Annotated in this window: 22 protein-coding genes; 11 read left to right on the top strand and 11 right to left on the bottom strand. The window is 56.9% G+C overall.

Annotation, left to right across the window (positions count from 1 at the left end; all coding sequences use genetic code 11):
- The first annotated feature begins 122 nt into the window (after nucleotides 1–122).
- Entirely contained in the window at nucleotides 123–1,499 is a 1,377-nt protein-coding gene (locus tag NYE92_RS11465) for an aromatic acid/H+ symport family MFS transporter (RefSeq protein WP_019104836.1), read from the top strand.
- Nucleotides 1,500–1,540: 41 nt separating this feature from the next.
- On the opposite strand, the gene NYE92_RS11460 is transcribed toward NYE92_RS11465, so the two are convergent.
- The 3 genes from NYE92_RS11460 to NYE92_RS11450 all read right to left on the bottom strand — a co-directional run bounded on the left by NYE92_RS11460 (nucleotide 1,541) and on the right by NYE92_RS11450 (nucleotide 4,988).
- Nucleotides 1,541–2,158 carry a hypothetical protein gene (locus NYE92_RS11460; RefSeq protein ID WP_231858597.1) on the bottom strand — a complete coding sequence of 206 codons (618 nt, stop codon included), beginning with the start codon at nucleotides 2,156–2,158 and terminating at the stop codon, nucleotides 1,541–1,543.
- A gap of 244 nt (nucleotides 2,159–2,402) precedes the next feature.
- The gene (malI, locus tag NYE92_RS11455; protein WP_013027209.1) at nucleotides 2,403–3,419 is read right to left on the bottom strand and encodes a Mal regulon transcriptional regulator MalI; all 1,017 of its coding nucleotides are present in this window, start codon (nucleotides 3,417–3,419) and stop codon (nucleotides 2,403–2,405) included.
- 72 nt (nucleotides 3,420–3,491) lie between these two features.
- Nucleotides 3,492–4,988 (bottom strand): PTS transporter subunit EIIC, encoded by a 1,497-nt coding sequence (locus NYE92_RS11450; RefSeq protein WP_013027208.1) that lies wholly within the window; start codon nucleotides 4,986–4,988, stop codon nucleotides 3,492–3,494.
- 415 nt (nucleotides 4,989–5,403) lie between these two features.
- On the opposite strand from NYE92_RS11450, the gene exbB reads away from it, so the two are divergent.
- The 3 genes from exbB to NYE92_RS11435 all read left to right on the top strand — a co-directional run bounded on the left by exbB (nucleotide 5,404) and on the right by NYE92_RS11435 (nucleotide 8,199).
- Nucleotides 5,404–6,129 carry a tol-pal system-associated acyl-CoA thioesterase gene (gene exbB / locus NYE92_RS11445; protein ID WP_014594615.1) on the top strand — a complete coding sequence of 242 codons (726 nt, stop codon included), beginning with the start codon at nucleotides 5,404–5,406 and terminating at the stop codon, nucleotides 6,127–6,129.
- 5 nt (nucleotides 6,130–6,134) lie between these two features.
- Nucleotides 6,135–6,557 carry a TonB system transport protein ExbD gene (exbD, locus tag NYE92_RS11440; RefSeq protein ID WP_013027206.1) on the top strand — a complete coding sequence of 141 codons (423 nt, stop codon included), beginning with the start codon at nucleotides 6,135–6,137 and terminating at the stop codon, nucleotides 6,555–6,557.
- Nucleotides 6,558–6,876: 319 nt separating this feature from the next.
- Nucleotides 6,877–8,199, top strand: a complete 1,323-nt coding sequence (locus tag NYE92_RS11435; RefSeq protein ID WP_014594614.1) for an MFS transporter — start codon at nucleotides 6,877–6,879, stop codon at nucleotides 8,197–8,199.
- Here the strand turns inward: NYE92_RS11435 and NYE92_RS11430 are convergent.
- Genes NYE92_RS11430 through NYE92_RS11410 form a run of 5 tightly spaced genes read right to left on the bottom strand, consistent with a single transcriptional unit; the run spans nucleotide 8,196 to nucleotide 13,449 of the window.
- Nucleotides 8,196–9,167, bottom strand: a complete 972-nt coding sequence (locus NYE92_RS11430; protein WP_022623171.1) for a spore coat U domain-containing protein — start codon at nucleotides 9,165–9,167, stop codon at nucleotides 8,196–8,198. The genes NYE92_RS11435 and NYE92_RS11430 overlap by 4 nt on opposite strands.
- Entirely contained in the window at nucleotides 9,164–11,608 is a 2,445-nt protein-coding gene (locus NYE92_RS11425) for a fimbria/pilus outer membrane usher protein (RefSeq protein WP_081015287.1), read from the bottom strand. The genes NYE92_RS11430 and NYE92_RS11425 overlap by 4 nt, the downstream gene beginning before the upstream one ends.
- Nucleotides 11,609–11,614: 6 nt before the next feature.
- The gene (locus NYE92_RS11420; protein WP_072139050.1) at nucleotides 11,615–12,313 is read right to left on the bottom strand and encodes a molecular chaperone; all 699 of its coding nucleotides are present in this window, start codon (nucleotides 12,311–12,313) and stop codon (nucleotides 11,615–11,617) included.
- Nucleotides 12,314–12,336: 23 nt separating this feature from the next.
- On the bottom strand, nucleotides 12,337–12,858 hold the full coding sequence (locus tag NYE92_RS11415; protein ID WP_013027201.1) for a spore coat U domain-containing protein: 522 nt from the start codon (nucleotides 12,856–12,858) through the stop codon (nucleotides 12,337–12,339).
- A gap of 24 nt (nucleotides 12,859–12,882) precedes the next feature.
- Nucleotides 12,883–13,449, bottom strand: coding sequence for a spore coat U domain-containing protein (locus tag NYE92_RS11410; protein ID WP_259019012.1), 567 nt, complete (start codon nucleotides 13,447–13,449; stop codon nucleotides 12,883–12,885).
- A gap of 695 nt (nucleotides 13,450–14,144) precedes the next feature.
- On the opposite strand from NYE92_RS11410, the gene NYE92_RS11405 reads away from it, so the two are divergent.
- Both NYE92_RS11405 and NYE92_RS11400 read left to right on the top strand, forming a co-directional pair.
- The gene (locus NYE92_RS11405; RefSeq protein ID WP_259019011.1) at nucleotides 14,145–16,241 is read left to right on the top strand and encodes a bifunctional diguanylate cyclase/phosphodiesterase; all 2,097 of its coding nucleotides are present in this window, start codon (nucleotides 14,145–14,147) and stop codon (nucleotides 16,239–16,241) included.
- Between the two features lie 70 nt (nucleotides 16,242–16,311).
- A complete protein-coding gene (locus NYE92_RS11400; protein WP_024471042.1) occupies nucleotides 16,312–17,715 on the top strand; it encodes a PLP-dependent aminotransferase family protein in 1,404 nt (467 codons plus the stop codon).
- On the opposite strand, the gene NYE92_RS11395 is transcribed toward NYE92_RS11400, so the two are convergent.
- The 3 genes from NYE92_RS11395 to NYE92_RS11385 all read right to left on the bottom strand — a co-directional run bounded on the left by NYE92_RS11395 (nucleotide 17,712) and on the right by NYE92_RS11385 (nucleotide 19,730).
- Nucleotides 17,712–18,194, bottom strand: a complete 483-nt coding sequence (locus NYE92_RS11395) for a YlaC family protein (protein ID WP_014594608.1) — start codon at nucleotides 18,192–18,194, stop codon at nucleotides 17,712–17,714. The two genes, NYE92_RS11400 and NYE92_RS11395, sit on opposite strands and share 4 nt — an antisense overlap.
- Before the next feature lie 76 nt (nucleotides 18,195–18,270).
- Entirely contained in the window at nucleotides 18,271–19,437 is a 1,167-nt protein-coding gene (locus NYE92_RS11390) for an amidohydrolase (RefSeq protein ID WP_013027197.1), read from the bottom strand.
- A gap of 53 nt (nucleotides 19,438–19,490) precedes the next feature.
- Nucleotides 19,491–19,730, bottom strand: a complete 240-nt coding sequence (locus NYE92_RS11385) for a hypothetical protein (protein ID WP_022623165.1) — start codon at nucleotides 19,728–19,730, stop codon at nucleotides 19,491–19,493.
- A gap of 295 nt (nucleotides 19,731–20,025) precedes the next feature.
- On the opposite strand from NYE92_RS11385, the gene NYE92_RS11380 reads away from it, so the two are divergent.
- The 5 genes from NYE92_RS11380 to NYE92_RS11360 all read left to right on the top strand — a co-directional run bounded on the left by NYE92_RS11380 (nucleotide 20,026) and on the right by NYE92_RS11360 (nucleotide 25,071).
- Nucleotides 20,026–21,027 carry an LLM class flavin-dependent oxidoreductase gene (locus NYE92_RS11380; RefSeq protein WP_013027195.1) on the top strand — a complete coding sequence of 334 codons (1,002 nt, stop codon included), beginning with the start codon at nucleotides 20,026–20,028 and terminating at the stop codon, nucleotides 21,025–21,027.
- Between the two features lie 26 nt (nucleotides 21,028–21,053).
- Nucleotides 21,054–22,208 carry an amidohydrolase gene (locus NYE92_RS11375; protein WP_014605053.1) on the top strand — a complete coding sequence of 385 codons (1,155 nt, stop codon included), beginning with the start codon at nucleotides 21,054–21,056 and terminating at the stop codon, nucleotides 22,206–22,208.
- Between the two features lie 76 nt (nucleotides 22,209–22,284).
- Nucleotides 22,285–23,598 (top strand): LLM class flavin-dependent oxidoreductase, encoded by a 1,314-nt coding sequence (locus NYE92_RS11370; RefSeq protein WP_033766210.1) that lies wholly within the window; start codon nucleotides 22,285–22,287, stop codon nucleotides 23,596–23,598.
- An 11-nt stretch (nucleotides 23,599–23,609) separates the two neighbouring features.
- Nucleotides 23,610–24,548: an ABC transporter substrate-binding protein gene (locus NYE92_RS11365; RefSeq protein ID WP_014594604.1), complete on the top strand. Its 939-nt coding sequence runs from the start codon at nucleotides 23,610–23,612 to the stop codon at nucleotides 24,546–24,548.
- Between the two features lie 10 nt (nucleotides 24,549–24,558).
- Nucleotides 24,559–25,071: a GNAT family N-acetyltransferase gene (locus tag NYE92_RS11360; protein ID WP_019104821.1), complete on the top strand. Its 513-nt coding sequence runs from the start codon at nucleotides 24,559–24,561 to the stop codon at nucleotides 25,069–25,071.
- Nucleotides 25,072–25,075 lie beyond the last annotated feature (4 nt).

Here is a 25,075-nt window from a genome sequence, read left to right as displayed (position 1 = left end):
TTTGGTGTTTAATTCGCGCATAATCGTGCGATAAACGCACAAAATTTCGATTATCGCCGTTTAACGCATTACAGCGCCTGCATATAGTAACCCCACATTACGTATTTCACCGGAGAGTCACCGTGGCGGAAAGCAAAGCAATTGATGTTCGGGCGTTAATCGACAGCCGCCCGCTGGGGATGTGGCAAAAAATGGTGGTGCTGTTTGGCTTCTGCATCATCGCCCTCGATGGGTTTGATATTGCCATCATGGGGTTCATTGCACCTGAACTGAAAGCGGACTGGGGCATCACCAATCGCGAACTGGGGCTGATCATCAGCGCTGCCCTGGTGGGGCTGGCGCTGGGCGCAATGCTCTCCGGCCCGCTGTCAGACAGGCTGGGTCGCAAAGTCGTGATTATTAACAGCGTGTTCTTTTTTGGCGCCTGGACGCTGATAACCGCCTTTTCGCAAAATATGGAACAGATGATCCTGTTCCGTTTTCTGACCGGTCTGGGATTAGGCGCGGCGATGCCCAACGTGGGCACGCTGGTGGCCGAGTTTGCTCCTGCCAGACGACGGGCATTCCTTATCACCGTGGTGTTTTGTGGCTTCACGTTTGGCGCAGCGCTGGGTGGCTTTGCCGCCTCCTGGCTGATGCCGCACTTCGGCTGGCATTCTGTCCTGATGCTGGGCGGGATCCTGCCAATGCTGTTCGTGCCGTTACTGCTCTGGGCGCTGCCGGAATCGGTGTGCTTTTTAGTGGTAAGGCGTGCCGCCAGCAAAAAAATTCACCGTATTCTGGCTAAGCTGGCACCAGATCTGGATCTGCAGCAGTGCAGCGTCGAACTGCCGCCGGTCAGCAAGGCCAGGGCGCAGCCGGTAAAAGTCGTACTTAACGACCAGTACCGGTTTGGCAGCCTGATGCTGTGGGGCGCCTATTTTACCGCACTGTTTTTATTCTATACCCTGGGCAGTTGGCTCCCCATGCTGATCAAGGATAACGGTTTTGACGTGGTGCAGGCCGCCATTATCACGGCTCTGTTCCAGGCGGGCGGAACCTGCGGTTCGCTGTTTTCGGGCTGGCTGATGGACAGGATTGAATCGCACCGGGCGCTGTCGATGATTTACGGCGCGGGCGCGCTGTTCACGGTGGGGATGGGATTTTCGCTGGCGCACCCGGTGCTGCTGGGCGGTTGCGCCATGATGATCGGCTTCTGCATCGGTGGCGCTAACACGGGAATGAATGCGCTTTCGGCCAGCTTTTATCCCACCGAGGCGCGTGCAACGGGCTCCAGCTGGATGCACGGCGTAGGGCGCATCGGGGCCATTCTCAGCGCGCTGGTGGGGGCAGAGATGCTGGCGCTGGGCTGGGGGTTCGCCACTATTTTCGCCGTGCTGGCCATCCCGGCCCTGTTAACGGTGGCGATGATAACGGCCAAGGGGCGCAGTCAGCAGCGCCAGGCGGGCGAAAGAAGCACGCCTTCCCGCTGGGGGATAAGCCCTGGCGATATCCGCTAATCACCCGCCACCGGGCCAGGCTTTGTGGACGTGTCGCCTGCTCAGGGCTGACAGCCCGGGGATGCCGCCAGCGGGTTCTGCGGCGGCGTGATCAACGGAGGAGCGGCGTTGTAGTGCGGAGTGGTACAGGGCGGTAACGATTGCGCCTGCGGCGACCTGAGCAAGGCATCCGGTGAAAACAGAGAGGGCTCTGCCGGGCTGACATGGATGGCTGAGTCTGATTCGGGAGCCGCACGGAACGGCGGGCGCACGTTGCGCCTTCGCGTTTTATCCGACTGATGACCGTAGTGAAAACGCTTTAGTCTGCCCGGCGGCGCCGCATTGCGTGAGGCGTGGATAAAACGAATCAGGGCCACGCTGCGCAACTGGCGACTGAAACACTTCACGATGCCGGATGAGGGTTTACCTGACTCATAACAGCGCCTGAAAAAGTGCAGGGTGATCAGCGTGTTGGTCGCCGCATAACAGGCACCAGAGCAGGATGAGATCATGTTTGAACCCGGCAGCAGCAGCGACACAAATAACAGGCAGCGGGATAGCCACAGCAGCATCGTCCGGTCTGGCGTCGTGATGGGGAGCGGTGACGAGCCGTCTGCAGAACGGGCGGGCGCAGTAAGCGGCCCTGTGGCGTCAGCGCGATGGCCGTCAGGACCAGGCAATATCGAAGCGTGCGCAGCGCGTGATGCGTGATCTTGCGCGCGTGCACGGTTAAAGCCTATACGGCGATCCCGTAATAAGCGCTGCTGTCGTTTCCGACGTAAAAGTGACGTTAGGCTGGTTATGATTGTGTTGCTCATAGGCTGTTTATCGTTATGTTTGCGCACCCACCGTTCGCAGAGGCTAACCGCTGCGCCCGAAAGCGATTTTTCACATACTCGCTTCTCTGACAATCAAAATGCCGATTTATGCTGACTCTCGTGTAATTAATTGGCCCGATAATAAAATACGCTGCCTTGGGCGCTCAGGGTCTTGTAGCTGGCGCAGGATAAGCTCAGCCGCCTGGCGGCCGGTTTCTTCACTGGCGGAGGAAACATAGGTAAAAGAGGGCGAGGTGAGGTTCACGTGCAGCATGTCCTCAAAGCCCATCAGAGCGACCTGTTGGGTCAGAAACACGTCTTTACCCACGGTGCGACCGGTGTGATGAATACCGGACATCGCCCCGATTATCGCATCCGGAGAGTGACAGAGCAGCGCGGTAATGGTGTTGTTTTGCTCCAGTAACTGACGCGTGGCAAAGGCGGCTGAGTGGGTATCGTCACGGCAGGATGGCGTAAATCCTTCCCTTACGGCCAGCCCGTGTTGAGTCAGGGCGCTGCGAAACCCCAGTAAGCGCTGCTGACGGATCAGGTCGCCTTCAATTCCCCCAATATAGGCAATATTGCGGTGACCGCGTTCAATCAGATAGCGGGTCGCCAGGTGGGCGGCCTGGTGGTTGTCACGCATGACCAGATTACACTTCTCCGCCAGCAGCGACTGGGACACCACCACCAGGGGTAAAGGGCAGTGGAGAAGCTGCGACGGCAGGCTGGCATTTCGCCTGTCTGACGCCAGACAGACAACGCCAGCGACGCCCTGCTGTTTAAAGGAGAGCAGGCAGCGCGTCAGCGATTCGCCGTCGTCAGTGGGCTGCCCCAAAAACACCATATAGCCCTGCTTTTCCAGCTGCTGCACAAGGCTTGCCATAACCTTCACGGAGAAACTGTCGCTGAAATCACGCAGAATCAGACCGATAAGGTTAGAGGTGCTGGCGCGCAGGTTGGCGGCTGCCACATTCTGAACGTAGTCGAGCGCATCAATGGCGGCGTGAACTTTCCTGATGGTGGCATCGGATATTTTTCCTTTTTGACGCAGCACCAACGAGACGGTCGAAACCGACACGCCGGCGTGTTTAGCCACATCAGTAATGCTGACTCTCTTCAAACCTGCTCCCTGAAATTCACCTGCTCAGCCTGTTATCGCCTTGCCCGCCATCGTCAGAAAGCCAGGCCTGCATCAGCCTGTCATCCCGGACAGCGTCTGGGCAATAAATTGCGCTCTGGCGCCAAAAATAATTTGTATACCGTTATCGCCGACAAAAACCACGCCGCGGGCGCCAAGATTATTCAGCCCTTCACGGTCAACGTCATGGCTGTTGACGACTTCAAGCCGTAAGCGCGTGATACAGGCGCCCACCGAGCGGATGTTTTTCTCACCTCCCAGCAGGACGATGATTTCGCTAGCCAGCTCTGCATCGGTTTTGTCATCGGTCGTCGCCGTGACGTCCGTTCGTCCCGGTGTTTTTACATTAAACCGACGAATAACGAAGCGGAAGGTGAAATAGTAAATCAATGCCATCGGTACGCCCACGATAACCGCGCTGAGATAGTGAGTCTGGTAACCGTTGAGCGAGGGCACAATGCCAAAGCTAATGTAGTCAATCAATCCGGCGGAAAAAGATTTAGCGATATGGGCATGCAGTAAATACATGGTCATATAGGCCAGGCCCGCCATGATGGCATTAAAGACATACAGCAGGGGCGCGACAAAGATAAAGGTAAACTCCACTGGCTCGGTGATGCCGGTCAAAAAGCAGGTCAACGCCGCTGAAAACAGGATACCGAACGCGATCTTTTTATTCCTGGTATGGGCTTCGTGGTACATCGCCAGACAGGCGGCAGGCAGGGCGAAAAGCATAAGCGGATACTCACCTTGCATAAACTTGCCCGCATTTTGGTAGCCGTTGCTGCTAAAGGATTTCACGCCTTCCTCCAGCATTTTGAACCAGATGGTTTGATCGCCATGAATCACCTGGCCGGTTTTGGTGACGTAATCACCGAAGGAGTACCAGAACGAGGGATACCAGATGTGGTGCAGGCCAAGCGGGATCAGGGCGCGCTCCACCAGCCCAAAAATAAAGGTGGAGGCCGCCTGATTATCGCCGTTGACGATCACCGAAAGCGCATCGATGCCCGCCTGAATATGTTGCCAGACATAGGGCATCAGCAGGCCGAGCAGAAAGGATAAAAATGCCGTCGCAATGGCAACAAAACGCTTACCCGAGAAGAAACCCAGGAACTCAGGGAGCTGCAGGGTATGGAAGCGGTTGTAGCACCAGGCGGCGAGAATGCCGCAGATAAGGCCGCCGAATACGCCCATCTGTAGCGTCGGAATGCCGACGACCATGGCATATTTTCCTCCCTGGGCCGCCATTTCCGGAGTGATATGCAGCATGGTGCCAATGGTGATGTTGGTGACAAAGACGGAAACCGCGGCGGAAAGTGCGGCTATCCCGGATTCGGCGGCCAGTCCCACAGCCGAGCCAATCGCAAACAGCATCGGCAGGTTATCAAAAATCACCCCTCCGGCGTTCATCATCAGCGGTAACTCGAACTTATTACCAAATGCCAGGAGTAAGCCAGCGGCAGGCAGCAACGAAATAGGCAGCATGAGCGCCCGACCAATCATTGATAACTTCGATAACGATTTAACCAACCCTGATAGCAGTGTCATACCGAGTTTTCCCGATGTTGCGCCCCTATTGGCGTTTTTATTGTAAGTAGAACGTTTTAGTAGAACGTTCTACTTATCCTGCTGTAGGCGGTTTTTAGCTGCAACATAATTTTCACATTCATCGAAACGAAAAAGTTATTTTATGAGAGCGATCGCTAATTAACCGTTTTGGGGCAGGATGCCGCCAACAGGGGCGAAACGATCAACGCCAGGCATCCCGACAGGATTGGACTAAAGAAACGGCAGGGCAGACGCGGCGTATTCAGGTGCTGGCTCACCGTCATCAGTGGCTGCAAGATTGTAAATACTAATGAGAACCACTATCAATTCGATTGTTTTTTGCTATCATCGGCACTTCATTCCGCACCCATGTAGTAGATGAAGTTGGAGAAGCAGCGTGGTAGCCAGTGACTTAATGCAAGCAGACCTTTCCGTATGGGGCATGTACCAGCATGCCGATATCGTGGTAAAGGTGGTCATGATTGGTCTGTTATTGGCCTCGGTCGTGACCTGGGCAATTTTCTTCGGTAAATATGCTGAGCTGAGCGCGGCCAAACGTCGCCTCAAGCGCGAGCAGCTGGCGTTAGGTGAAGCCCGCAACCTGAATGATGCCGCGCGCGCTGCCCAGCAGTTCAAAACCGCCAGCCACAGCGCGGTACTTCTTAACGATGCGCAAAATGAGCTGGAACTTTCTGCTGGCGTTGAAGATACCGCCGGGATCAAAGAGCGTACCGCTTTCCGTCTTGAACGTCGGGTGGCTGCCTTCTGCCGTCACGCAGGCCGCGGTAACGGTTTCCTGGCCACGATTGGTTCGGTCGCGCCGTTTGTCGGCCTGTTCGGAACCGTCTGGGGCATCATGAACAGCTTCATTGGTATCGCCAAAACGCAAACCACGAATCTTGCCGTGGTTGCCCCCGGCATTGCCGAAGCCTTGCTGGCTACCGCTATTGGCCTGGTCGCCGCCATTCCGGCCGTGGTGATCTACAACGTGTTTGCCCGCATGATCGCCAACTACAAAGCCTCGCTGGGCGATGTGGCCGCGCAAATCATGCTGCTGCAAAGCCGCGATATCGACCTGGGAAACCTGGCCCAGCCTGACGTTAACCGCCCGGCAGCCGCACAAAAACTGCGTCTGGGGTAAGCGTTATGGCGATGCGATTAAACGACCAGGCCGAAACAGATGGCGAAATGCACGAAATCAACGTCACGCCGTTTATCGACGTGATGCTGGTGTTGTTGATCATCTTTATGGTTGCAGCGCCGCTGGCGACCGTTGATGTCCGTGTTAACCTTCCGGCTTCCACCAGTGCGCCCCAACCGCGTCCGGAAAAACCGGTTTACCTTTCGATCAAAGCCGACAAGCAGTTGTACGTGGGTAACGAGGTGGTGAATAAAGCGTCGTTGATCAACGTGCTGACCCAGCAGACGGAAGGCAACAAGGACACCACGATCTTCTTCCAGGCGGACAAGTCTGTCGATTATGAAACCCTGATGAGCGTGATGGACGAACTGCGCACGGCCGGGTATTTAAAAATCGGCTTGATGGGAATGGAAACGGTCAAGAAATAGCGATTGGAGCCGGTCGGGCTTTCCCGCTTAACGCTCAACGCATTCAGCCAACATTCGGGGCCTTCAGGCGTGGTAAACGCGCCTCGTCAATACGCTATCACGGCTAAAAAGCGCGCATTCCGCCGCGCTTTTTTTATGTCTGTTTTCACAGAATCTTCTTCTGCTCATTCCGCCTGATAACAGGCAAAGATGCTGCTGTAACTCTCCTGTTAATTTCTTGTTACGGAAACTTATAGACTTGTAAACTGCAATGGTGATCGGTGTCACATTAATCTGGCTTGTCGCAGGCTAAAACGGATAAAAAACCAAGGAAGCCGTGATGAACCCGAGTGAAACTTTACAAAAGCCGCCAGCCAGCGCGGCCAGAACCATTTTCAACGTTACCAGTGGTAACTTCCTTGAGATGTACGATTTCATGGTGTTTGGCTACTACGCCACGGCCATCGCCAAAACCTTCTTTCCCGGTGACGATCCGTTCTCTTCCCTGATGCTGACGTTGATGACCTTCGGTGCGGGCTTCCTGATGCGTCCGCTGGGGGCCATTATTCTGGGGGCTTACATCGACCACCATGGTCGTCGCAAAGGGCTACTGTTAACGCTTGGCCTGATGGCGCTGGGCACGCTCACGATTGCACTGGTACCGGGTTATGCCACGCTGGGCGCGGCGGCACCGGTTCTGATTCTGCTGGGGCGTTTGCTGCAGGGCTTTTCAGCCGGTGTGGAACTGGGTGGCGTGTCGGTCTATCTGGCCGAAGTCGCACCGAAAGGCCGCAAAGGCTTCTTTGTCAGCTGGCAATCCGGAAGTCAGCAGATTGCGGTGATATTCGCTGCGCTGCTGGGACTGGGCCTGAACCATCTGCTTTCTCATGATGACGTCACCGAGTGGGGCTGGCGCATTCCCTTCGTGGTGGGCTGCCTGATCGTGCCCTTCCTGTTTTATATCCGCCGTATGCTGGAAGAAACCGAAGCCTTCAGTCAGCGTAAACACCACCCGGCCATGACCGAAATTATGCGTTCGGTGGCCAGCAACTGGGCGCTGGTGCTGGCAGGTATGCTGATGGTCGTCACTACCACCGTGATGTTCTATATGATTACCGCCTTTACGCCCACCTTCGGCAAAACGGTGTTGATGATGAGCGACACCCAGGCGTTTATGGTGACGCTGTTTGTCGGGATTTCGAACCTGTTCTGGCTACCGGTGATGGGCGCGCTCTCCGATCGCATAGGTCGTCGCCCGCTGCTGCTGACGTTTACCGTGCTGATGATTGCCACCGCCTGGCCGGTGCTGCACTGGATGGTGGGCTCGCCCAGCTTCGCGCATCTGGTCGAGGCGGAATTATGGCTCTCCTTTCTCTACGCAAGCTATAACGGCGCCATGGTGGTTTATCTGGCGGAAATTATGCCAGCGGAAGTGCGCGCCGCGGGCTTCTCTATGGCCTACAGCCTGGCAACGGCGCTGTTTGGCGGCTTTACGCCAGCAGTATCCAGCTATCTGATTCACGCCACAGGTGACAAGGCGATGCCGGGCGTGTGGCTGACCTTTGCGGCCGTCTGTGGCCTGTTTGGTACGCTGCTCATTGGTCGCATGGTTAAGCAGTATCGCGCTCGTCACGGCAGCACGCCGGTCAGCACATCCCTTTAAAACGCAATATCCACCACCACGCTGTCGCTGTAGTTTCCCGCAGGCGGCGTGTTTTGTGTGGTGAGGACGCGCGCAGTGTAGTTATAGCTGCGCGACAGTCCATCGGTGCTGACGGTATTGGCCGCCGCACTGCCTACCCGTTCTGTGCCACTCGGCCCCCAGCGATCGCTACTGGTTCCTTTGTAGATTTCGTAACTCAAACGGTTGGTTCCGCTCGCCATATTCCGCACGCTGCCTGATGCGTTGTTGCCATTGCTTAAGCCCACGGTATAGGTACTGCCTTTACTGCATAACACACTGATGGTTTGCGAAATTGCCCCAAAGCTGGCGACCAGCGGCGCGCTGCCAAAGCTAATGTTGGGGGCGGTAATCGCTGTACAGTCATTGCTCAGAACGACGGTCACGGTAATGGGGATCACGCCGCTGCCGGTCTGCGGGGTCAGACAAGCGCCCAGGGCGGAAACAGAGGTGCAGATGTTATAGGTGACGGTCATGTTCAGGGTGAGCGTATAGCTGCCCGCCGCCACGGTTTGCCCGGCGACGGTGCGTAAATACACCGGAATCGCGAAGTTCAGGCTGCCGAGTAATCCCGCCAGGTTGATCAATGTGGCCGAGTTATACACAAAAGCCGATCCGCCAATGGTCAGCTCATTAGCGCAGGCGCTGTCGGTACACAGCCGCACCGGAATATTGTCGCTACCGGTATCGCCGCTTCGCTTGAGCGTGCCGCGCGTGCCGTTGGTGTTGCTGGCGCTGGTCAGCTGAAACGTAATCTGATTATTACTCAGCAGAGTCAGGGCCGTGCCTGATCCGCAGTTAACGTTAGCGTTGGTGGAGGTCGTGCTGACGCTGTTATTAGCAACAAACGTGGTTTGTGTGCCAAAGCTGGCGCTGGACGCGGGAAGGGTACAGGCGGCATAGCCCAGCGAGGGTAGCAGCAGCAGGCAAAGCAGCATCAGGTTTTTCATGGTGTTATTCCGGCTGTCGCGTTTTCGGGGTTGGGTACCGGTGCGCCGTCGGGCAGCGGCGGCAGGGGACAGGTCAGCGGACCGTAGGTTTTCAATGCCTGCGGCTGGCCACCCGCCAGGGTCAGTTCGGTTTTACAGGTTCGGCCGTCAGGAGCGATGACCTTAATTGGGTTGTGTTCGCTGAGATCGTCCAGCCAGGCGATACCGTCCCAGCCAACGTAGCCCGTTGCCTGGCCGGGACGGATCACCTGGCTGGATACCGGCAACGGCTGGTTATGGCTGTCATACAGAATCACGCTGGCGGCGCGTAAACGCTCAACCGGAAAATTCAGCAAAAATCCACTCTGGCGCTTCACGGCAAAACGCTGCTCGACTTTGGGCGTGGTCATGTCGGCGGGCAGGTCGAGCGTATCGATATCGTATTTGGCCGCGTAATAGCTGCTGATGGAGGGCACCAGCAGATAGCCCTTGCTGTCGGTACGTCCCATCGACTGGTTTTCATAGCGGACATTGACGTCCGGGTAGTTGGTTTTCACCACCACAAAGGCATCATTGATCGTGTTTGCGGCAAAGGCCTGGTTATCCATTAACACCAGCGCGCCGGATAAATCTGCCCACTGCGTAGTGTTGTCATCATCCCCGTAGAATCCGCCAGACGTATCGATTTTATTGTTACGGTAGCGCAGGCTGCCCTGCCGGTAATCACCGCTATTCCCGCCCTGGTTGGCCCAGGAGGCGTCCCAGGCAAAACCGCCGTCGCTGGGCATGGCGCGGGACAGATAAGCCCGTTGATTGTGTCGACCTTGCTGATCGCGCTCAACGCTCAGTGAGGCATTGCTGTTTTCACCAAACGGAATGACCAGCGAGACGGCGCCGCTCCATTCGCCCTGTTGCCTGTCACGGCTGGCGGAAACGTACAGGCTGGCATTGCCCCACAGGTTTTTACTCCAGGAGAGGTTCCACAGGCTGGTGCGCTGGTTATCGCCGCCGGAAATATCAATATAGGCTGCACCCAGGCTGCCATAACGGTTGAGCGATATGCTGGCGCTGTACTGCGCCGTTCGCCGCGCCAGGCTGTAACGGTAATCCGAACCGCCGTTGCGCTGGTTGCTCAGCAGGGCCAGATTACCAAAGCCGGCATTGCGCACCTGGTGCTGCGTACCCAGGCTAAAGCGACTGTTGTTGTACTGATAGCCCCAGCTGTACTGCGCGCCAGACTGCCCGTCCATTTGACTCTGCGCGGCTGCGCCATTGATCACGCCCCAACTGCCCACTTTAAACTGCGCGCCTGCTCCGCCCATGCCCAGGTGGTTACTGCCCTCCCCATGGGTTTCCAGGGTGAGCCAGTCTGTCATGCCATAGCGCCATGAGCCGCTCATCGCCGCCGCACCGTAATCCGCGTTTTTAATGCCGTAGTTTTGCCGCATCGCACCGGCGGAAAAGGCGTAATCGGACAGGCCCGGCTTAAGCAGATTACTGGAAACATAAAACGGCAGCGTGGTGACCACCTGACGCCCGACGGCATCCGTGGTGGTAATCACCGCGTTGCCCGCGCCGTTTACAAAGGGCACGTTCGTGAGCGACCAGGGACCGGGCTGAACGTTGGCCTGAGTGGAGCGGTAGCCGTTAACAAACAGATCGACCGTTGAGGGCACCGCCGCCTGACCGGAAAACGCGGGCAGGGGATAGGTCACCAGATCCGGACGTACGCTGAAGTCCCGCGCAACCTGAATGCCGCCAAGCCGGACGCTGCTGGTCCATGCCAGCGCATCGGTCGTGAGGTCGCCGACCCGCCAGCTCAGGATGGCGTTTTCGTTTTCATTGCTCCACCAGGTGTCGTAGCGGATATAGCCATCATCCTGGTAGCGATTTTGTCCTTCCAGCTGCTGTTGCCAGACGCCGTTGCTGGAGATGTGTCCGGCATCACCAAACAGGCGCAGTTCGTTCCAGGCCGCCAGACGTGTACCCGCAACGTCGGTGCGCGTGGCGTAGAGATCGTAATTTATCAGCGCCCCAGGGCTGACGCGTCCGGGAAAGCGCGGTCCGGTGTTGCTCTCACCAATCGTCTGTTCGGGCAGCCAGCCGGGCGGTACCGTCAGCAGCAGGCGCTGGCGACGATCGTCATAGTCCACTTTCACCTCTGCGAGCTGATTAACATCAACCTGTTGTTGTCCCTGATACTTTTCCGGCGGGATCCCCGCACGCTGCAGATCGCCTGCCCGCACCAGAAAGTGGCCGTTTTGTTGCTCTACCGGCACGATATCGCCCCGTGCCTGCTGATTCACCACCAGCTCTAACATGTAGCGCTGACCGGCGGCGCTGTTGTCCACTGCGGGCGGCGGCGGGAGCGACGTAAAGGTTTCAGCCCAGACAGAACCGGGTATCAGGCAGCACAGCCCCGCGATGGCCAGCGCAACGGGATGCGGCGAAAACGGCATCATTACACTTTACTGAGCCGCAGCGCTGCGCCACTGCCCGTGATTGGTTTCTGCGCGCAGTTCACCGCTGACCGCGGCTCTCAGAGGAAAACGCTGGGTGCTGTTAGCCAGCACATAACCGTAAAGTCCGTTTCCGAGTCGCTGACCGCCCACGGTGACATTACTGAGACGTGCGTGGCCGTTACCGCGATTAGTCAGCTCCAGATAGCGCTGACCGCCAGTGTTGACCTGGCGCCAGCTCAGTACAGACCTGGCGTCATCGCGAACCAGTCCGTTGCCGTAGACAAACAGGGGAACCGAATAGCGCATCTGAAAATTCAGTCCGGCCTGATTATCGCCGACCGACCGTGGGGTGGGGATCTCATCCAGCACGACGCGGTAGGCCATCTCTTTACCTGCCACGGGCGGGACTTGTTTAATCAGGCGAACGAGCTGCTTTTGCCCGGGTTCGATGCGTATCAGCGGCGGGCTGGCGACAACCTGCTGCTGGGTCTGATACTGCTCCTGATTGTGCGTCTGCTGCCAGGCGAAGATGCGCACCTGCATCAGGGTGGTGGTGCTGCCACGGTTTTCCAGCCACAGCTCGCTGGCTTTGTCCTCCGGGTTAATCGCCGGATCGATGGGCCAAATCATGACGGAGTTAGCGCCCTGAGCCTGAGGCAACAGCAGAAATGTGAACAGAAAAAACAGGGCGCGCAGGGATGGCATGGTAAAGCTCCTTTGTCCTTTTATCACCAGGTCAGCGTGACGCTGAGGGTGTCCGAATAAACCCCGGCGCGCGTCGGGCCGGGTAACTGCAGCGAGCCATATATTGGTAACGTGATGTTATTCGCATTGCTGTAGCTCAACGGCACTGCCGTGTTCACCGGAATCGGCGTGGTACGTGCAGCATTGCTGTAGAGGTAATAGGGAACCGTGTTGGTGTTGTTAGCCAGCTTCAGATTACGGGTCGAGGTATAGTTACTGCCGCCATTGATGGTCATGCTCAGCGTGGTGCCCGGTGTGCAGGCAAGGTTAATCGTGGAACTTTGTACATAGCTGGCGCTAACGCTGTTCGTGGCCAACCCCGACTGGGTACCAAAATTAAGCGTGCCAAAGATCCCCGTATTCGTGCCTGAGACCACGCAACCCGCAACGATTGACGCTGACACCTGGAATGTGGTGGAGCTGGTCGTGATGCCCCACCCATTACCACTCACCCACAGCAGCAGCCCGCCAACGGTGACTGAAACAGGTGACCACTTTGCCGTCATCTGTCGCTACTCAAACACGAGCACTCAATAGTTCACGGCGACGTTAATCGTATCGGTGTAAGTCCCGGCCGGTATCACAGGGTTAAAGCCGCCGCCCACGACGCGCCCGTAGATGGCGTAATTGGTACCAAGCGTCGGATCGGTGGTGCCGCTGGGCGCAATATTGGTGTTATTTGCGATGGCGGTGCTAAAGGAGGCGTCACTATAGAGGGTATAAGCGATGCCCTGGGTATTATCCGCCCCCAGCACCAGGTAGCGTGGAGCGGATGACACGGTGCCGTAGACGGTTCCCGGTGCCGCATTGCTGCTGGTCACCTGGACGTTAAAGGTTTGACCGGTTGTGCAGCGCACGTAGATACCGTTACCCGCCGCGCCCACTAAGGTGGCATTCAGGGTATCGAAGGTCGCGGCACTGCTGCCAAAGTTTAACGAACCGAAATTTACGCCAGTGGTGGCGGACTGCCCGTTCACCAGACAACCCGTGGTTAATGTTAGCGTCGCGTTAATCGCACCCGTGGTGGTGGCAGCAAACGTCGTGGAAGGCAGCGCCGTAGTCAACCCGACAACGAACAGAAAAAGCTTGAATTTCATAACCATTCCTTACCGATTATTGAGGATCAGTGCTTTTTCACCTGATGGCGTAATACAAAAAAACCAGAAAAATTAGAATCTTGCTGTAAGTTATTAGCATCCTGCCAGCGTTTTTGACGATAACCGCGTCATCGGGTTGAACGTTTTATATTAGTTTTTTTTACTATACATCAGCTTATGCGCTGTGGCGAAACTCCGCGTAAAAATTTTTATTATTTTGTTACATTAGCCCCCTTCATCTGCCTCGCCCGTTAATGCATGAAAATAAAAAAGGCGAAACTGCCGGCCCTCTATCCCACTTTCGGTTTCGATGATATGTTTTCGCACCGGTCTGAAACGCTCACCGAAACGCTTCGGTTACGGGCGAACGTCAAGGAAAGTATTGGGGTGTTTTCGCCTGTTAAGTTCTTGAAAAAGTCTCGTTTTTAGGTGGCTCTATGTCACTGAGACGCATGGGCGGATAGCGGAGAAGGGAAAGCGGCACCCCAGCCGTCCGGGCAAAATCGCGCTGCATGACTATCATGTATTTTGCCTGTAATGAGGATTGATTGATCCTGACGCTCGGAAGCATCGATATCTTCTATTAAAAAAGCCTAAGTTAGTATTTTTCTGCGCCGATAAACGGTAAACAAGGCAAAAGATCTTTTTCAACTCCATTATTACAGCTGCGTATTCGGCGCTGTTCGGAAAACCCTATGTTAGTGGCCTCTTATAACGCATTTATTGTCGTCATTTCGGTATTGGTGGCGATGCTGGCTTCATTTACTGCGCTGGATATGGCGGAACGCGTGGCGACCTCAACCGGTAAAGTGGCGCTCGTATGGCTGCTTGGCGGCGGCTTTGCCATGGGCATCGGCATTTGGGCAATGCACTTCATCGGCATGCTGTCTATGGATCTGGACATGATGATGAGTTACGACGCCCGGCTGACGGCGCTGTCTGCCGGTATTGCGGTGTGCGCCTCAATATTCGCGCTGTGGCTGGTCTGTCATGGGGAGTTGCCCCTGCCGCGCTTAGCCGGCGGAGCCATCGTGCTGGGCTCGGGCATTGTAGCCATGCACTATACCGGCATGGCCGCGCTGATGCTGTCGCAGGGGATCGTCTGGAACTGGGGCTGGGTGCTGATATCGGTGATCATTGCGCTGGCTGCCTCCGTTGCCGCACTGTGGCTGGCATTTAAACTACGGGAAGGGCATGAGGGACGCGTCGCGACTCTGCGAGTGTGCGCCTCGGTGGTGATGGGCGCCGCGATTGCCGGCATGCACTACACCGGCATGATGGCGGCTGAATTCCCTGCGGGCAGCCATAGCATGGACGCTGGCGTTAACAGCAACTGGTTAGCCATGGTTGTGACCGTGGTGACCCTTGCCATTCTCGGCATTACACTACTGGTTTCCATGCTGGATGCGCGTATGCAGGCCCGAACGTCGATCCTGGCCAGTTCGCTGGCGGAAGCCAATCGTGAGCTGGCACAGCTGGCGCTGCACGATAACCTGACCCGACTGCCCAACCGTATCCTGTTGGAAGATCGTCTTGAACAGGCCATTAACAAAGCCAACCGGGAGTGCAGTCAGTTTGCCCTGATGTTCATGGATCTTGATGGGTTTAAAGCGGTAAACGATGCTTTTGGTCACCATATTGGCGACAGTCTGCTGATCAGCGTGACGGAAAGGATGAGTGAGCAGATGAAAGGCTACTACACCCTGGCGCGGCTGGGTGGCGATGAGTTTGTTCTGCTGATTGAAATTACCGAACCGAACGATGCGGCAGCGGTGGCCGATCAACTGGTGAAAGCCATCGATCGCCCGTTCTCCATTTCCCGTTACGATCTGGTGGTGTCGTTAAGCATTGGTATCGTGGTGTATCCCGGCGATGGCGAGGATGAACGCGAGCTAATGTTTAATGCCGATGCTGCGATGTATCACACTAAAAACAACGGTCGAAACGGTTACACCTTCTTCCAGCCGTCCATGAATATCCTGGCGCAGAGCCAGCTACAGCTTAATAACGACCTGTGGCATGCGCTGGATAACGATGAGCTGCGCCTGTATTACCAGCCAAAATTCTGTGCCCCGCATGGCCCGATTCTGGGCTTCGAGGCGCTGCTGCGCTGGCAGCATCCAAGGCACGGCTTACTGTCGCCGGACTGCTTTCTGCCGATGGCGGAAAAAACCGGCATGATAGTCAATATTGGTAACTGGGTAATTAATGAGGCCTGCCGCCAACTGCACCAGTGGCACCTGCAGGGCCATCCTGAGTGGTCGGTGGCGGTAAACCTGTCGGCGATGCAGTTTGAGCAGAGTAACCTGGTCGATACCGTTAAGCAGGCGCTGGCGCTGCACCATATTCCGGCCGCGCAGCTAACGCTGGAGGTGACCGAAACCACGGCCATGCGCAATCCTGATGATAGTGTGCGCATTCTGACCGAACTCACCGAACTGGGCGTCAAAGCGTCGATCGATGACTTTGGTACTGGCTATTCCAGCCTGCTGTATCTCAAACGTCTGCCGGCCAGCGAGCTGAAAATCGATCGGGCCTTCGTGAACGAACTTCAGCATCAGTCAGAAGATGCCACCATTGTGTCGGCGATCGTTGCGCTGGCGCAGTCACTGCATTTAAAAGTGGTAGCCGAAGGCGTCGAAACGCCTGAACAGCAGGCGTTTCTTACCGATCTTGGCTGCAACACTCTGCAGGGATATCTGCTCGGTCGCCCCCTTCCACCGGAGCGGATTGAAGAGATGGACGTGTTTGCCCGCGCAGAAACAGACAAACCCGCTGAACTGGAGTGTTAGCGCCACGGCTTTTTTTGTTACAGATGTTCAACATGCTAAAGTGACGCCTCAGCATCAGGAGCAACATGCCGTGGCGAAATATCAGCGATTAATGGACGACATTCAGCAGCAAATAGAAGCCGGTATCTGGCCCCCAGGCACCCGACTGCCTTCGCTGCGCCAGCAGGTCGCCCGGCAGGGGGTGAGCCTGATGACCGTGCTGCATGCCTATGAATTGCTGGAAAGTCAGGGATGGATCGTCTCGCGTCCGCAGTCCGGCTATTACGTGGCGCCGCGGGCGCTGGCGGCCGCGCCGCTCAGCGTGGCCATTAGCGAGCGGGTAGATATCAACGACTTTGTCTTCGACATCCTGCAGGCCACGCGCGATCCGGCCATCGTGCCGTTTGGTTCAGCGTTTCCCGATCCGGCTTTGTTTCCCCAGCGCCAGCTTATGCGCTCGCTGGCGAACGTTTCCCACCAGCTGACGCCTACCGATGCGTTACATAACCTGCCGCCTGGCAATGCGACGCTGCGCCAGCTGCTGGCCCAGCGCTACGCCCGCCAGGGCATGACCTTATCGCCCGATGAAATCGTCATCACCAGCGGTGCGCTGGAGGCGCTGAACCTCAGTCTGCAGTCCCTGACCGAACCCGGCGACTATGTCGTGATTGAGCAGCCCAGCTTTTATGGCGCACTCCAGGCGATTGAACGGCTTAAGCTCAAGGCGCTGGCTATTCCGAGCGATGCCCAGAACGGCATTGATTTACAGCAGCTTGAGGATGCGCTTCAGCGCTGGCCGGTGAAGGCCTGCTGGCTGATGACGACCCTGCAAAATCCGTTAGGCGTTACCTTGACGCCCGCGCGTAAACAGCAGCTGGTGGCGTTACTGGCCCGTCATCAGGTGCCGCTTATTGAAGACGATGTGTACGCAGAGCTGTGGGACGAACGCGCACCGCCCCTGCCGGCCAAAGCCTGGGACCGCGAGGGCAACGTGCTGCACTGTGGATCATTTTCAAAATCACTGGTGGCGGGATTTCGGGTGGGTTGGGTGGCGGCAGGTCAGCATGCACAGCGCATTCAACGTCTGCAGCTGATGAGCACGCTTTCTACCAGCGCACCGATGCAGCTGGCGCTGGCCGATTTTCTGGCAACCCGCCGCTACGATAATCATCTGAAACGGCTGCGGCAAAGCCTGGTCAAGCGCCAGCAGCTGGCCCGCCAGGCACTGATAAAGGTTCTGCCTGCGCAGTCAACGGTAAGTGACGCGGCGGGGGGATATTTTTTATGGGTCACGCTGCCGGACAGCATCAACACCACGCAGCTTTACCAGCGGGCGCTGGCGAAAGGCATCAGTATTGCGCCGGGGCAGATGTTTGCTGCAGGTGAACAGTTCAGCCACTGTTTCCGGCTCAATACCGCCTGGCCCTGGGATTCACGGGCCGAGGCGGCAGTCGTTACGCTGGGTGAAATTATGGCGGAAATGGCCGGCGATTAAACCTGCGCGGCCTGGCGATGTCCCCATGTCAGGTAGTAAACGTCGTAAAAGTCCACTTCGCCTTTCTGTTTCAGCAAACGATCAATCCCTGTTTTCACGCGCTCTGGCGCATCTGGTAAAGACATAATGCGCGAGACCGCCTGTTCAGGCACCGGCTGCACGTAATACCATTCGCCGTTGTAGCAAACCCGCAGGTCCAGCGCATCGATATCTTCGAAGCGGTATTTGGGATTGATGTCCAGCAACATCAGAAAGCTCATCACCAGCACAAAAGCGGTGGCAAACCAAAACGCCGGCCAGCCCAGCATCTCAGTGGAAAAAATCAGAGCCACGCACAGGCCGTAGCACAGGTACATCACCGCCCACAGCCCGGGATGCTTTTTCAAAAAAGAGAAGCTGAAACGCGGCAGGTTATCGCGGCGTTCTTCACGGTTGAGCGTATTAATTTCGTCGATCAAGATCTGTTTAATGGCGTCCATCGTTCCCCTCACTTTCAACTGATAGCAATTAGAACAGATAACAGTCAAGCCGTTCAGACACAGATGACGCCATTTTTTATATAACAGTTTCGCTTTCACGCACGGACTGTGCCGCCACGATGTTCAGGGCGCGCGGTGCCAACTGGGTGAAATAGTCGACAGCAGGCCGCAACAGTGCCTCATCGGGATTAAAAGCTGGATGATGCAGGCCAAACGCGCTGGCACTGCCGATATTCACAAAGGCGCCCGGTACCTGCTGCAGATAAAAAGCAAAATCTTCCCCGCCCATCAGCGGCGTTGCAGCCTCTTCCGCGCAATAGCCGCTTTGGGCGGCCTGGTCCAGCGCAACCTCTGCCCATTCTGGCGTATTGATCAGGGCAGGCGGCCCTGCTATCCACTCCAGTTCTGCCCGCGCGCCGAAGCCTGCTGCGAGGCCCTGAATCAGCGTGGTCATACGCTCAGGTATCTGCTGACGTAGCGCTGCATTATGGGTGCGGACCGTGCCTTCCAGCTCTACCTGCTGCGGGAGGACATTCCAGGTGTTCCCCGCCGTAAAACGCGTGACGCTCAAAACGACTGTGTCCAGAGCGCTAAACACCCGCGCAGGCAGCGTCTGTAGGGCGGTGACGATGTGGCTTGCAATGACGATAGCGTCAATCCCCTCCTGAGGCCGTGCGGCATGGGCGCCCTTGCCGTGCACCCGAATCGTAAAGCGGTCAACGTTGGCGTAAAACGCGCCTGGCCGGGTTCGCAGCGTGCCCAGCGGCAAATCGGGCGCGTTATGCATGCCGAAGATGGCCTTTACGCCGTTCAGCGCGCCTGCGGCAAGCAGCTGGCTGGCCCCTTCAAACGTCTCTTCTGCGGGCTGAAAAAGAAGCCGCACGCGGCCCGGCAGCGTGGCTTCGCGTTGCTTAAGCTGATGTGCCACGCCGAGCATCACCGCGGTATGAATATCGTGCCCGCAGGCGTGCATTACGCCTGACCGCTGGGATTGCCAGGGTACGTTCACCCCTTCATCGATGGGAAGGGCATCAATGTCGGCGCGAAAGGCGATCAACGGTTCTCCCTGGCCGATTTCCGCCACCACGCCGGTCTTCAACGGCAGGGGCAGCAAACGAATGTCACCCTGCTTTAACCAGCGTGTAATACGTTCCGTGGTGGCAAACTCCTGATGAGAGAGTTCGGGATGCTGGTGCAATTCCCGACGCCACTGCACCAGCTGTTCCGTTAATAATGACGTCATGAGTCTCCTTATTTAAACAGGCCAACGTCTTATCTGAGGCTGCTGACGGGTGATTAAAGATGATTCGGTTGCCAGGGGTAATCGCGTAATAACGTCGGGGCGTTTTCATGGGTAAATAAAACCGGCACACCGGCAGGTTGATTATTATCTCGCGACACATGATGGCGGGGGGATAACGCGCTGTCAGAGGCTGAGCCCGCCCGCGCCGTCTGCGCTTTTACTGCGCTGTGCTGGCAGTCTGAACCCTGTTTACCTGAAAAGAGACGGTGTAATAACATGCTGAATTTTGCCATGCTTTTTTTGCCCTGAGATCGTGAGTTTGATGAATCATCATCAGGCGAGATCTTTCGCGGATAAAATAAGGAATTAATCAAAGCTTAGTTAAAATACGCAAATGGTGATTGAGCGATTTTTTACTCTTCTCCGCGATCATGTTTTACGCGCGGAAATAATAATCTCCTCGGTTGATTACTTTATTATTTAAATTCTATTGCCGTTTTTTAACTTCATATTCTCATATTTATTGTTTTACGAAATATATCCTCATCGCCACACTGGCCCATAACGGAAATGAGTGAGGACAGGTGAATGGCATATCAGTTAAGTCTGTTAGACAAAGCCCCCGTAGCGGAAGGTGAAACACCGGCGGCGTCGCTCCAGCGCACGTTGCAGCTGGCGAAACAGGCTGAAAAATGGGGCTATCACCGCTTTTGGCTGGCTGAACACCACAATATTGAGCAGCTGGCGAGCCCGTCACCTGAGGTGTTGATCGCCTGGCTGGTGGCGCAAACTCAACATATTCGTATCGGCTCTGGCGGGGTGATGCTGCAGCACTACAGCCCCTACAAAGTGGCAGAAAACTTTAATTTACTGGCGTCGCTGGCGCCGGGAAGGATCGATCTGGGCATCGGTAAAGCACCGGGCGGCCTGCCGCTTTCAACTCGGGCACTGCAGCTTGGGGTCCATCAGGACGAAAAGGGCAGTTTTGACGAACAGCTTACGCAACTGGACAGCTGGCTGAAGCCTGAGACAGGACCGCGGGACGAGGACGAAGCCGTGCGCGCGACGCCGTTACCGGCCCGTCCGGCACAGCGGTTTCTGTTAGGCGGGAGCGAAGAGAGTGCACGGCTGGCGGCCCGGCTGGGCTGGCAGTTCGTGTTTGCCGCGCATATCAACGGCGATCGTCAGCTTCTGGCGCGATCTCTGCGGGCCTATTCACAACAGGCTCAGGGCAAACGGGCGCTGGTGGCGGTGCAGGTGGTCGTAGCTGACTCGCCCGCCGAGGCCGAGCTGCTGGTGGCCGATCTCAGGCATTTCCACGTGCAGGTCAAAAACGGGCCAGGCGTGAACGTCGCCAGCCTGGAACAGGCGGAGCGTTATGTCCGTCAGGGCGGTTTTACGGACTACCTGATTGAGCCACGTACGCCGTCCCTGTTGAAAGGCACCGCTTCACAGGTCCACGCCCAACTGGAGGCCCTGCAGCGCAACTTCAGCATTGACGAGTTTGTTATCGACACGCCGATTGCCGATCCCCGCGCGCGTTACCGATCGCTGGAGCTACTGGCCACCCATCAGTGGGTCGCCGCCTGAGCACGATGTGTTAGCCGAGGTAAACCATGAGTCTGAACGAAGCACAGTTAATTGAATGGCGACGTGAATTACATACCTGGCCCGAACTCTCCGGCCAGGAGTTTGCGACGACCGCGCGGTTACGCCAGTGGCTTCAGAATGCCGGCATTCGCTTGCTGGACTATCCACTGGAAACCGGCGTGGTCGCGGAAATCGGCAGCGGTGAAAACCTGATTGCACTGCGTGCCGATATTGATGCGCTGCCTATCCACGAGGCCAGCGGCGTCAGTTTTCACTCTCGCCAGCCGGGAGTCATGCACGCCTGCGGCCACGATTTACACAGTGCCGTGATGCTTGGGGCGGCGCTCGAACTGCAGGCTCAGCAACATCAGCTTCGTGGGCGGGTGCGTATTTTATTTCAGCCAGCCGAAGAGATTGCGTGCGGTGCCAGGCAGTTTATTCAGGCTGGCGTGCTGGATCAGGTACAGGCCATTTTTGGCATGCATAACGAGCCAGGCTTGCCGAGCGGGACCTTCGCCACGCGTGGCGGGGCGTTTTATGCCAATGCCGACAAGTTTGTTATCCACGTGACAGGTAAGGGCGCGCACGCTGCGCATCCCGAGCAGGGCGTTGATGCCATCGTGGTCGCCAGCCAGATCATTCAGGCACTGCAGGCGCTGACCAGTCGCAGCTTTAATGCGCTCGATAGCCTGGTACTCAGTATCACCCGCGTTGACGGCGGCAAGACCTGGAACGTGCTGCCGGAAACGGTGGAGTTTGGCGGTACGGCCCGCACCCACGATCTGCAACTACGGGCGGAACTGGAAAAACGTGTTCGCACGCTGGTGGAGAACATCGCCCTGGCGAATGGCGCTCAGGCCAGTCTGCACTGGCATGCCGGACCGCCCGTACTGGTTAACGACGCGAACTGGGCGCAGTTCAGCAGTGAGGTGGCTCGCCAGGTAGGCTATCAGGTTCAGACTGCCGATCTACACCTGGGTGGGGAAGATTTCGCCTTCTACCTCCAGCAGGTGCCGGGCGCGTTTGTCAGCATTGGCAGCGCCAGCGACTTTGGCCTGCATCATGCCGGTTTCACCCCCGACGAATCTTCGATAGCGCCTGCCGCCCACTATTTTGCGCAACTCGCCCGGCAGGCATTGCACCATCTTCACGACCGATGTCGTGAACCCGCCCTGAATTGATTTCAACCGCCTGAAGTGCCTGTGTGGCTGTCCCGGACAGCTGCCTGGCATCCTGATGCACAAAAGAGAGCACATCATGACCACAAGACAGCTTCGACTGGGCACCATTCTGCATGGCGCCTCTGGAAACATGTCGGCCTGGCGCCACCCGGCAGCCCAGGCAGATGCCAGCATTAACCTTGACTACGCGAAAAAAATCGCGCGTAAAGCGGAGCAGGGCAAACTGGATTTTCTGTTTGTCGCCGACGGCTTATTTATCAACGAAAAATCGATTCCCCACTTTCTGAACCGGTTCGAACCCTTAACGCTGCTGTCGGCTCTGGCTGGCGTCACCGAACATCTGGGGCTGGTAGGCACCGTCTCCACCTCATATAGCGAGCCCTTTACCGTGGCGCGCCAGTTCGCCAGCCTGGATCACCTGAGCGGCGGACGTGCGGGCTGGAACGTGGTCACTTCTCCGCTGGAAGGGTCGGCGAAGAACTTTTCTCGCCAGCAGCACCCTGAACATGCCTTGCGTTACCGTATTGCCGACGAATATCTGCAGGTGGTGAAAGGGCTGTGGGATTCATGGGAACAGGATGCCTTTGTTCGCAATAAAGAGAGTGGTCAGTTTTTCGATCCCGCGAAGCTGCACACGCTTAACCATCACGGCGACTTCTTTCAGGTGCAGGGACCGCTCAATATTTCCCGCACGCCGCAGGGCCGACCGGTCATTTTTCAGGCAGGTGCCTCGGAGGACGGCAAAAAGCTGGCGGCGCGTCATGCCGATGCCATTTTTACGCATCAGCCAACGCGAGAAGAAGCCCAGGCTTTTTACCGGGATGTTAAAGCGCAATTGGTGAAAAACGGCCGTCAGCCACAGGATCTGCATATTTTTCAGGGCGTAAGCGTGATTGTCGGCAGAGATGCAGAGGAGGTGGAGCAGCAATATCAAACCACCGCCGCGCTGGTTTCCATCCAGGATGCGCTCAACTATCTCGGTCGCTTCTTCGACCATCACGATTTTTCACAGTATCCACTCGATGCGCCTTTTCCCGATCTCGGTGATATTGGCCAGAACAGTTTCCGCAGTACCACCGACGAGATTAAACGCAAAGCCCGCGAGCAGGGGCACACGCTGCGTCAGGCGGCGCTGGAAGCGGCCACGCCACGTCCGCTGTTTCATGGCACACCGGAGCTGGTCGCCGACGGCCTGCAACTGTGGTTTGAAAGCCAGGCGGCAGACGGTTTCATCATCAACGGCGGTACGCCTGATACCTTTGAGCGTTTTGTTGACCAGGTGGTGCCCGTCTTGCAGGCGCGCGGGTTAGCGCGACGTGACTACCCGGGCCGAACGCTGCGTGACAGCTTTGCCTTGCCACAGCCGGTTAATCAATTCACCTCACAATAAGAGCCTTTGCTATGCATAAAACGAGTTTTATCGCCTTGCTGATGCTTAGCGTCAGCGGTGGCAGCCTGGCGGAAAGCACCAGTGTCGCCGTAAATGGCCAGCGCGTCAGTCTTGAGGCCAACAAAGCCCCGATCCACACGCCGAAAAATGCCAGCGCGGTGGCGCAGCTGCCCGCCAACTATCATTTTGCCGTACCGGGCGCGTTGACCGTGGCGGTAGCGGCGTTGAATTCCCCGCCGCTCACTGTTTTTTCGGATGACAATAAAACGCTGCTGGGTAGCGAAGTCGATATCGCCAGGCTGGTGGCCGACAGCCTGGGGCTGAGGCTCAACGTGGTGCCGGCCTCCTGGGAAGACTGGCCGCTCGGCGTGGCCTCGGGAAAATATGATGCCGCCATTACCAACATCACCGTGACGAAGGCGCGCAAAGAGAAGTTTGATTTTGCGACCTACCGTAAAGACTCGCTGGGGTTTTACGTCAAAACCAGCAGCCCAATCCAGTCGCTGACTAAAGCCGAGGATATTGCCGGACTGCGCATCATTGTGGGTTCTGGAACCAATCAGGAGGCGATTTTACTCGCCTGGGATAAAGAAAATCAGGCCAGGGGCCTTAAGCCTTTCACGCCGATTTACACCAAAGATGACGCCGCCCAGACGCTGGCGCTGCAGGCCGGACGAGCGGATGCGTACTTTGGCCCTAACGTGATCGGTGCCTGGAAAGCCGCGCTCAACGGCAAAACCCGCCTGGTCGGCAGCGTTGATGGGGGCTGGCCGAAAGCCGCGCACATTGCCGTCACGGTAAAAAAAGGCAGTGGGTTAGCTGAACCGATCAGCACCGCCCTGAACGGCGTCATTCAAAATGGTGACTATCAGAAGGTGCTGGATCGCTGGGGCGAGGGCGTTGAACGCATCGACCATTCCGAGATTAATCCACCGGGTCTGGGTGACTAAGGAGCGCATGATGAGTGAACTGCAATTCCGCGAGCTGTCACCGGATGCGCCCGAGCTGGTGCCCATCCTGACCGGTTTATTCGGTGAATATGCGGCCCGCTATGGCGATTATTTCAGCCGCCATCAGGAACAGGAGCAGGCCGAATGGTATCTGCCGCCGCACGGCTTATTTATTGTGCTGGAGCGCGACGGCGAGATTATCGCCATGGGCGCGTACAAACCTTACGACGCGCACACGGCAGAGCTGAAGCGCATCTGGACGCGTGGCGACCTGCGTCGTCAGGGGCTGGCGCTGGTGGTGCTAAAAGAGCTGGAGCGACGGGCGCTGCGCGCCGGTTATCAGCGCCTGTTTCTGACCACCGGTTTCCGCCAGCCCGAGGCGGTGCGCTTATATACCGGCCACGGCTATGAGCCGCAGTTCGATCTGAGTGGCGATCTGGAGCGTTTCGGACAGCCACCGCACGATGGACGCTTGCGCTTCATCAAAGTCATCGACGTGCCCAGCGTTGCGCAGGCAAGTTAAGGAG

Origin of the sequence: Pantoea sp. B566, assembly GCF_024793925.1 — a bacterium.
GTDB lineage: Bacteria > Pseudomonadota > Gammaproteobacteria > Enterobacterales > Enterobacteriaceae > Pantoea > Pantoea ananatis.
This window is presented reverse-complemented; position numbering and strand designations above follow the sequence as displayed.

Coding starts and splice junctions, on each gene's coding strand:
- NYE92_RS11360 (WP_019104821.1), top strand. CDS start 24,559: ATGAGTGAACTGCAATTCCGCGAGCTGTCACCGGATGCGCCCGAGCTG.
- NYE92_RS11395 (WP_014594608.1), bottom strand. CDS start 18,194: ATGGACGCCATTAAACAGATCTTGATCGACGAAATTAATACGCTCAAC.
- NYE92_RS11385 (WP_022623165.1), bottom strand. CDS start 19,730: ATGGCAAAATTCAGCATGTTATTACACCGTCTCTTTTCAGGTAAACAG.
- NYE92_RS11390 (WP_013027197.1), bottom strand. CDS start 19,437: ATGACGTCATTATTAACGGAACAGCTGGTGCAGTGGCGTCGGGAATTG.
- NYE92_RS11415 (WP_013027201.1), bottom strand. CDS start 12,858: ATGACGGCAAAGTGGTCACCTGTTTCAGTCACCGTTGGCGGGCTGCTG.
- NYE92_RS11430 (WP_022623171.1), bottom strand. CDS start 9,167: ATGAAAAACCTGATGCTGCTTTGCCTGCTGCTGCTACCCTCGCTGGGC.
- NYE92_RS11405 (WP_259019011.1), top strand. CDS start 14,145: ATGTTAGTGGCCTCTTATAACGCATTTATTGTCGTCATTTCGGTATTG.
- NYE92_RS11450 (WP_013027208.1), bottom strand. CDS start 4,988: ATGACACTGCTATCAGGGTTGGTTAAATCGTTATCGAAGTTATCAATG.
- NYE92_RS11375 (WP_014605053.1), top strand. CDS start 21,054: ATGAGTCTGAACGAAGCACAGTTAATTGAATGGCGACGTGAATTACAT.
- exbB (WP_014594615.1), top strand. CDS start 5,404: ATGCAAGCAGACCTTTCCGTATGGGGCATGTACCAGCATGCCGATATC.
- NYE92_RS11370 (WP_033766210.1), top strand. CDS start 22,285: ATGACCACAAGACAGCTTCGACTGGGCACCATTCTGCATGGCGCCTCT.
- NYE92_RS11365 (WP_014594604.1), top strand. CDS start 23,610: ATGCATAAAACGAGTTTTATCGCCTTGCTGATGCTTAGCGTCAGCGGT.
- NYE92_RS11420 (WP_072139050.1), bottom strand. CDS start 12,313: ATGCCATCCCTGCGCGCCCTGTTTTTTCTGTTCACATTTCTGCTGTTG.
- NYE92_RS11380 (WP_013027195.1), top strand. CDS start 20,026: ATGGCATATCAGTTAAGTCTGTTAGACAAAGCCCCCGTAGCGGAAGGT.
- NYE92_RS11425 (WP_081015287.1), bottom strand. CDS start 11,608: ATGATGCCGTTTTCGCCGCATCCCGTTGCGCTGGCCATCGCGGGGCTG.
- exbD (WP_013027206.1), top strand. CDS start 6,135: ATGGCGATGCGATTAAACGACCAGGCCGAAACAGATGGCGAAATGCAC.
- NYE92_RS11410 (WP_259019012.1), bottom strand. CDS start 13,449: ATGAAATTCAAGCTTTTTCTGTTCGTTGTCGGGTTGACTACGGCGCTG.
- NYE92_RS11435 (WP_014594614.1), top strand. CDS start 6,877: ATGAACCCGAGTGAAACTTTACAAAAGCCGCCAGCCAGCGCGGCCAGA.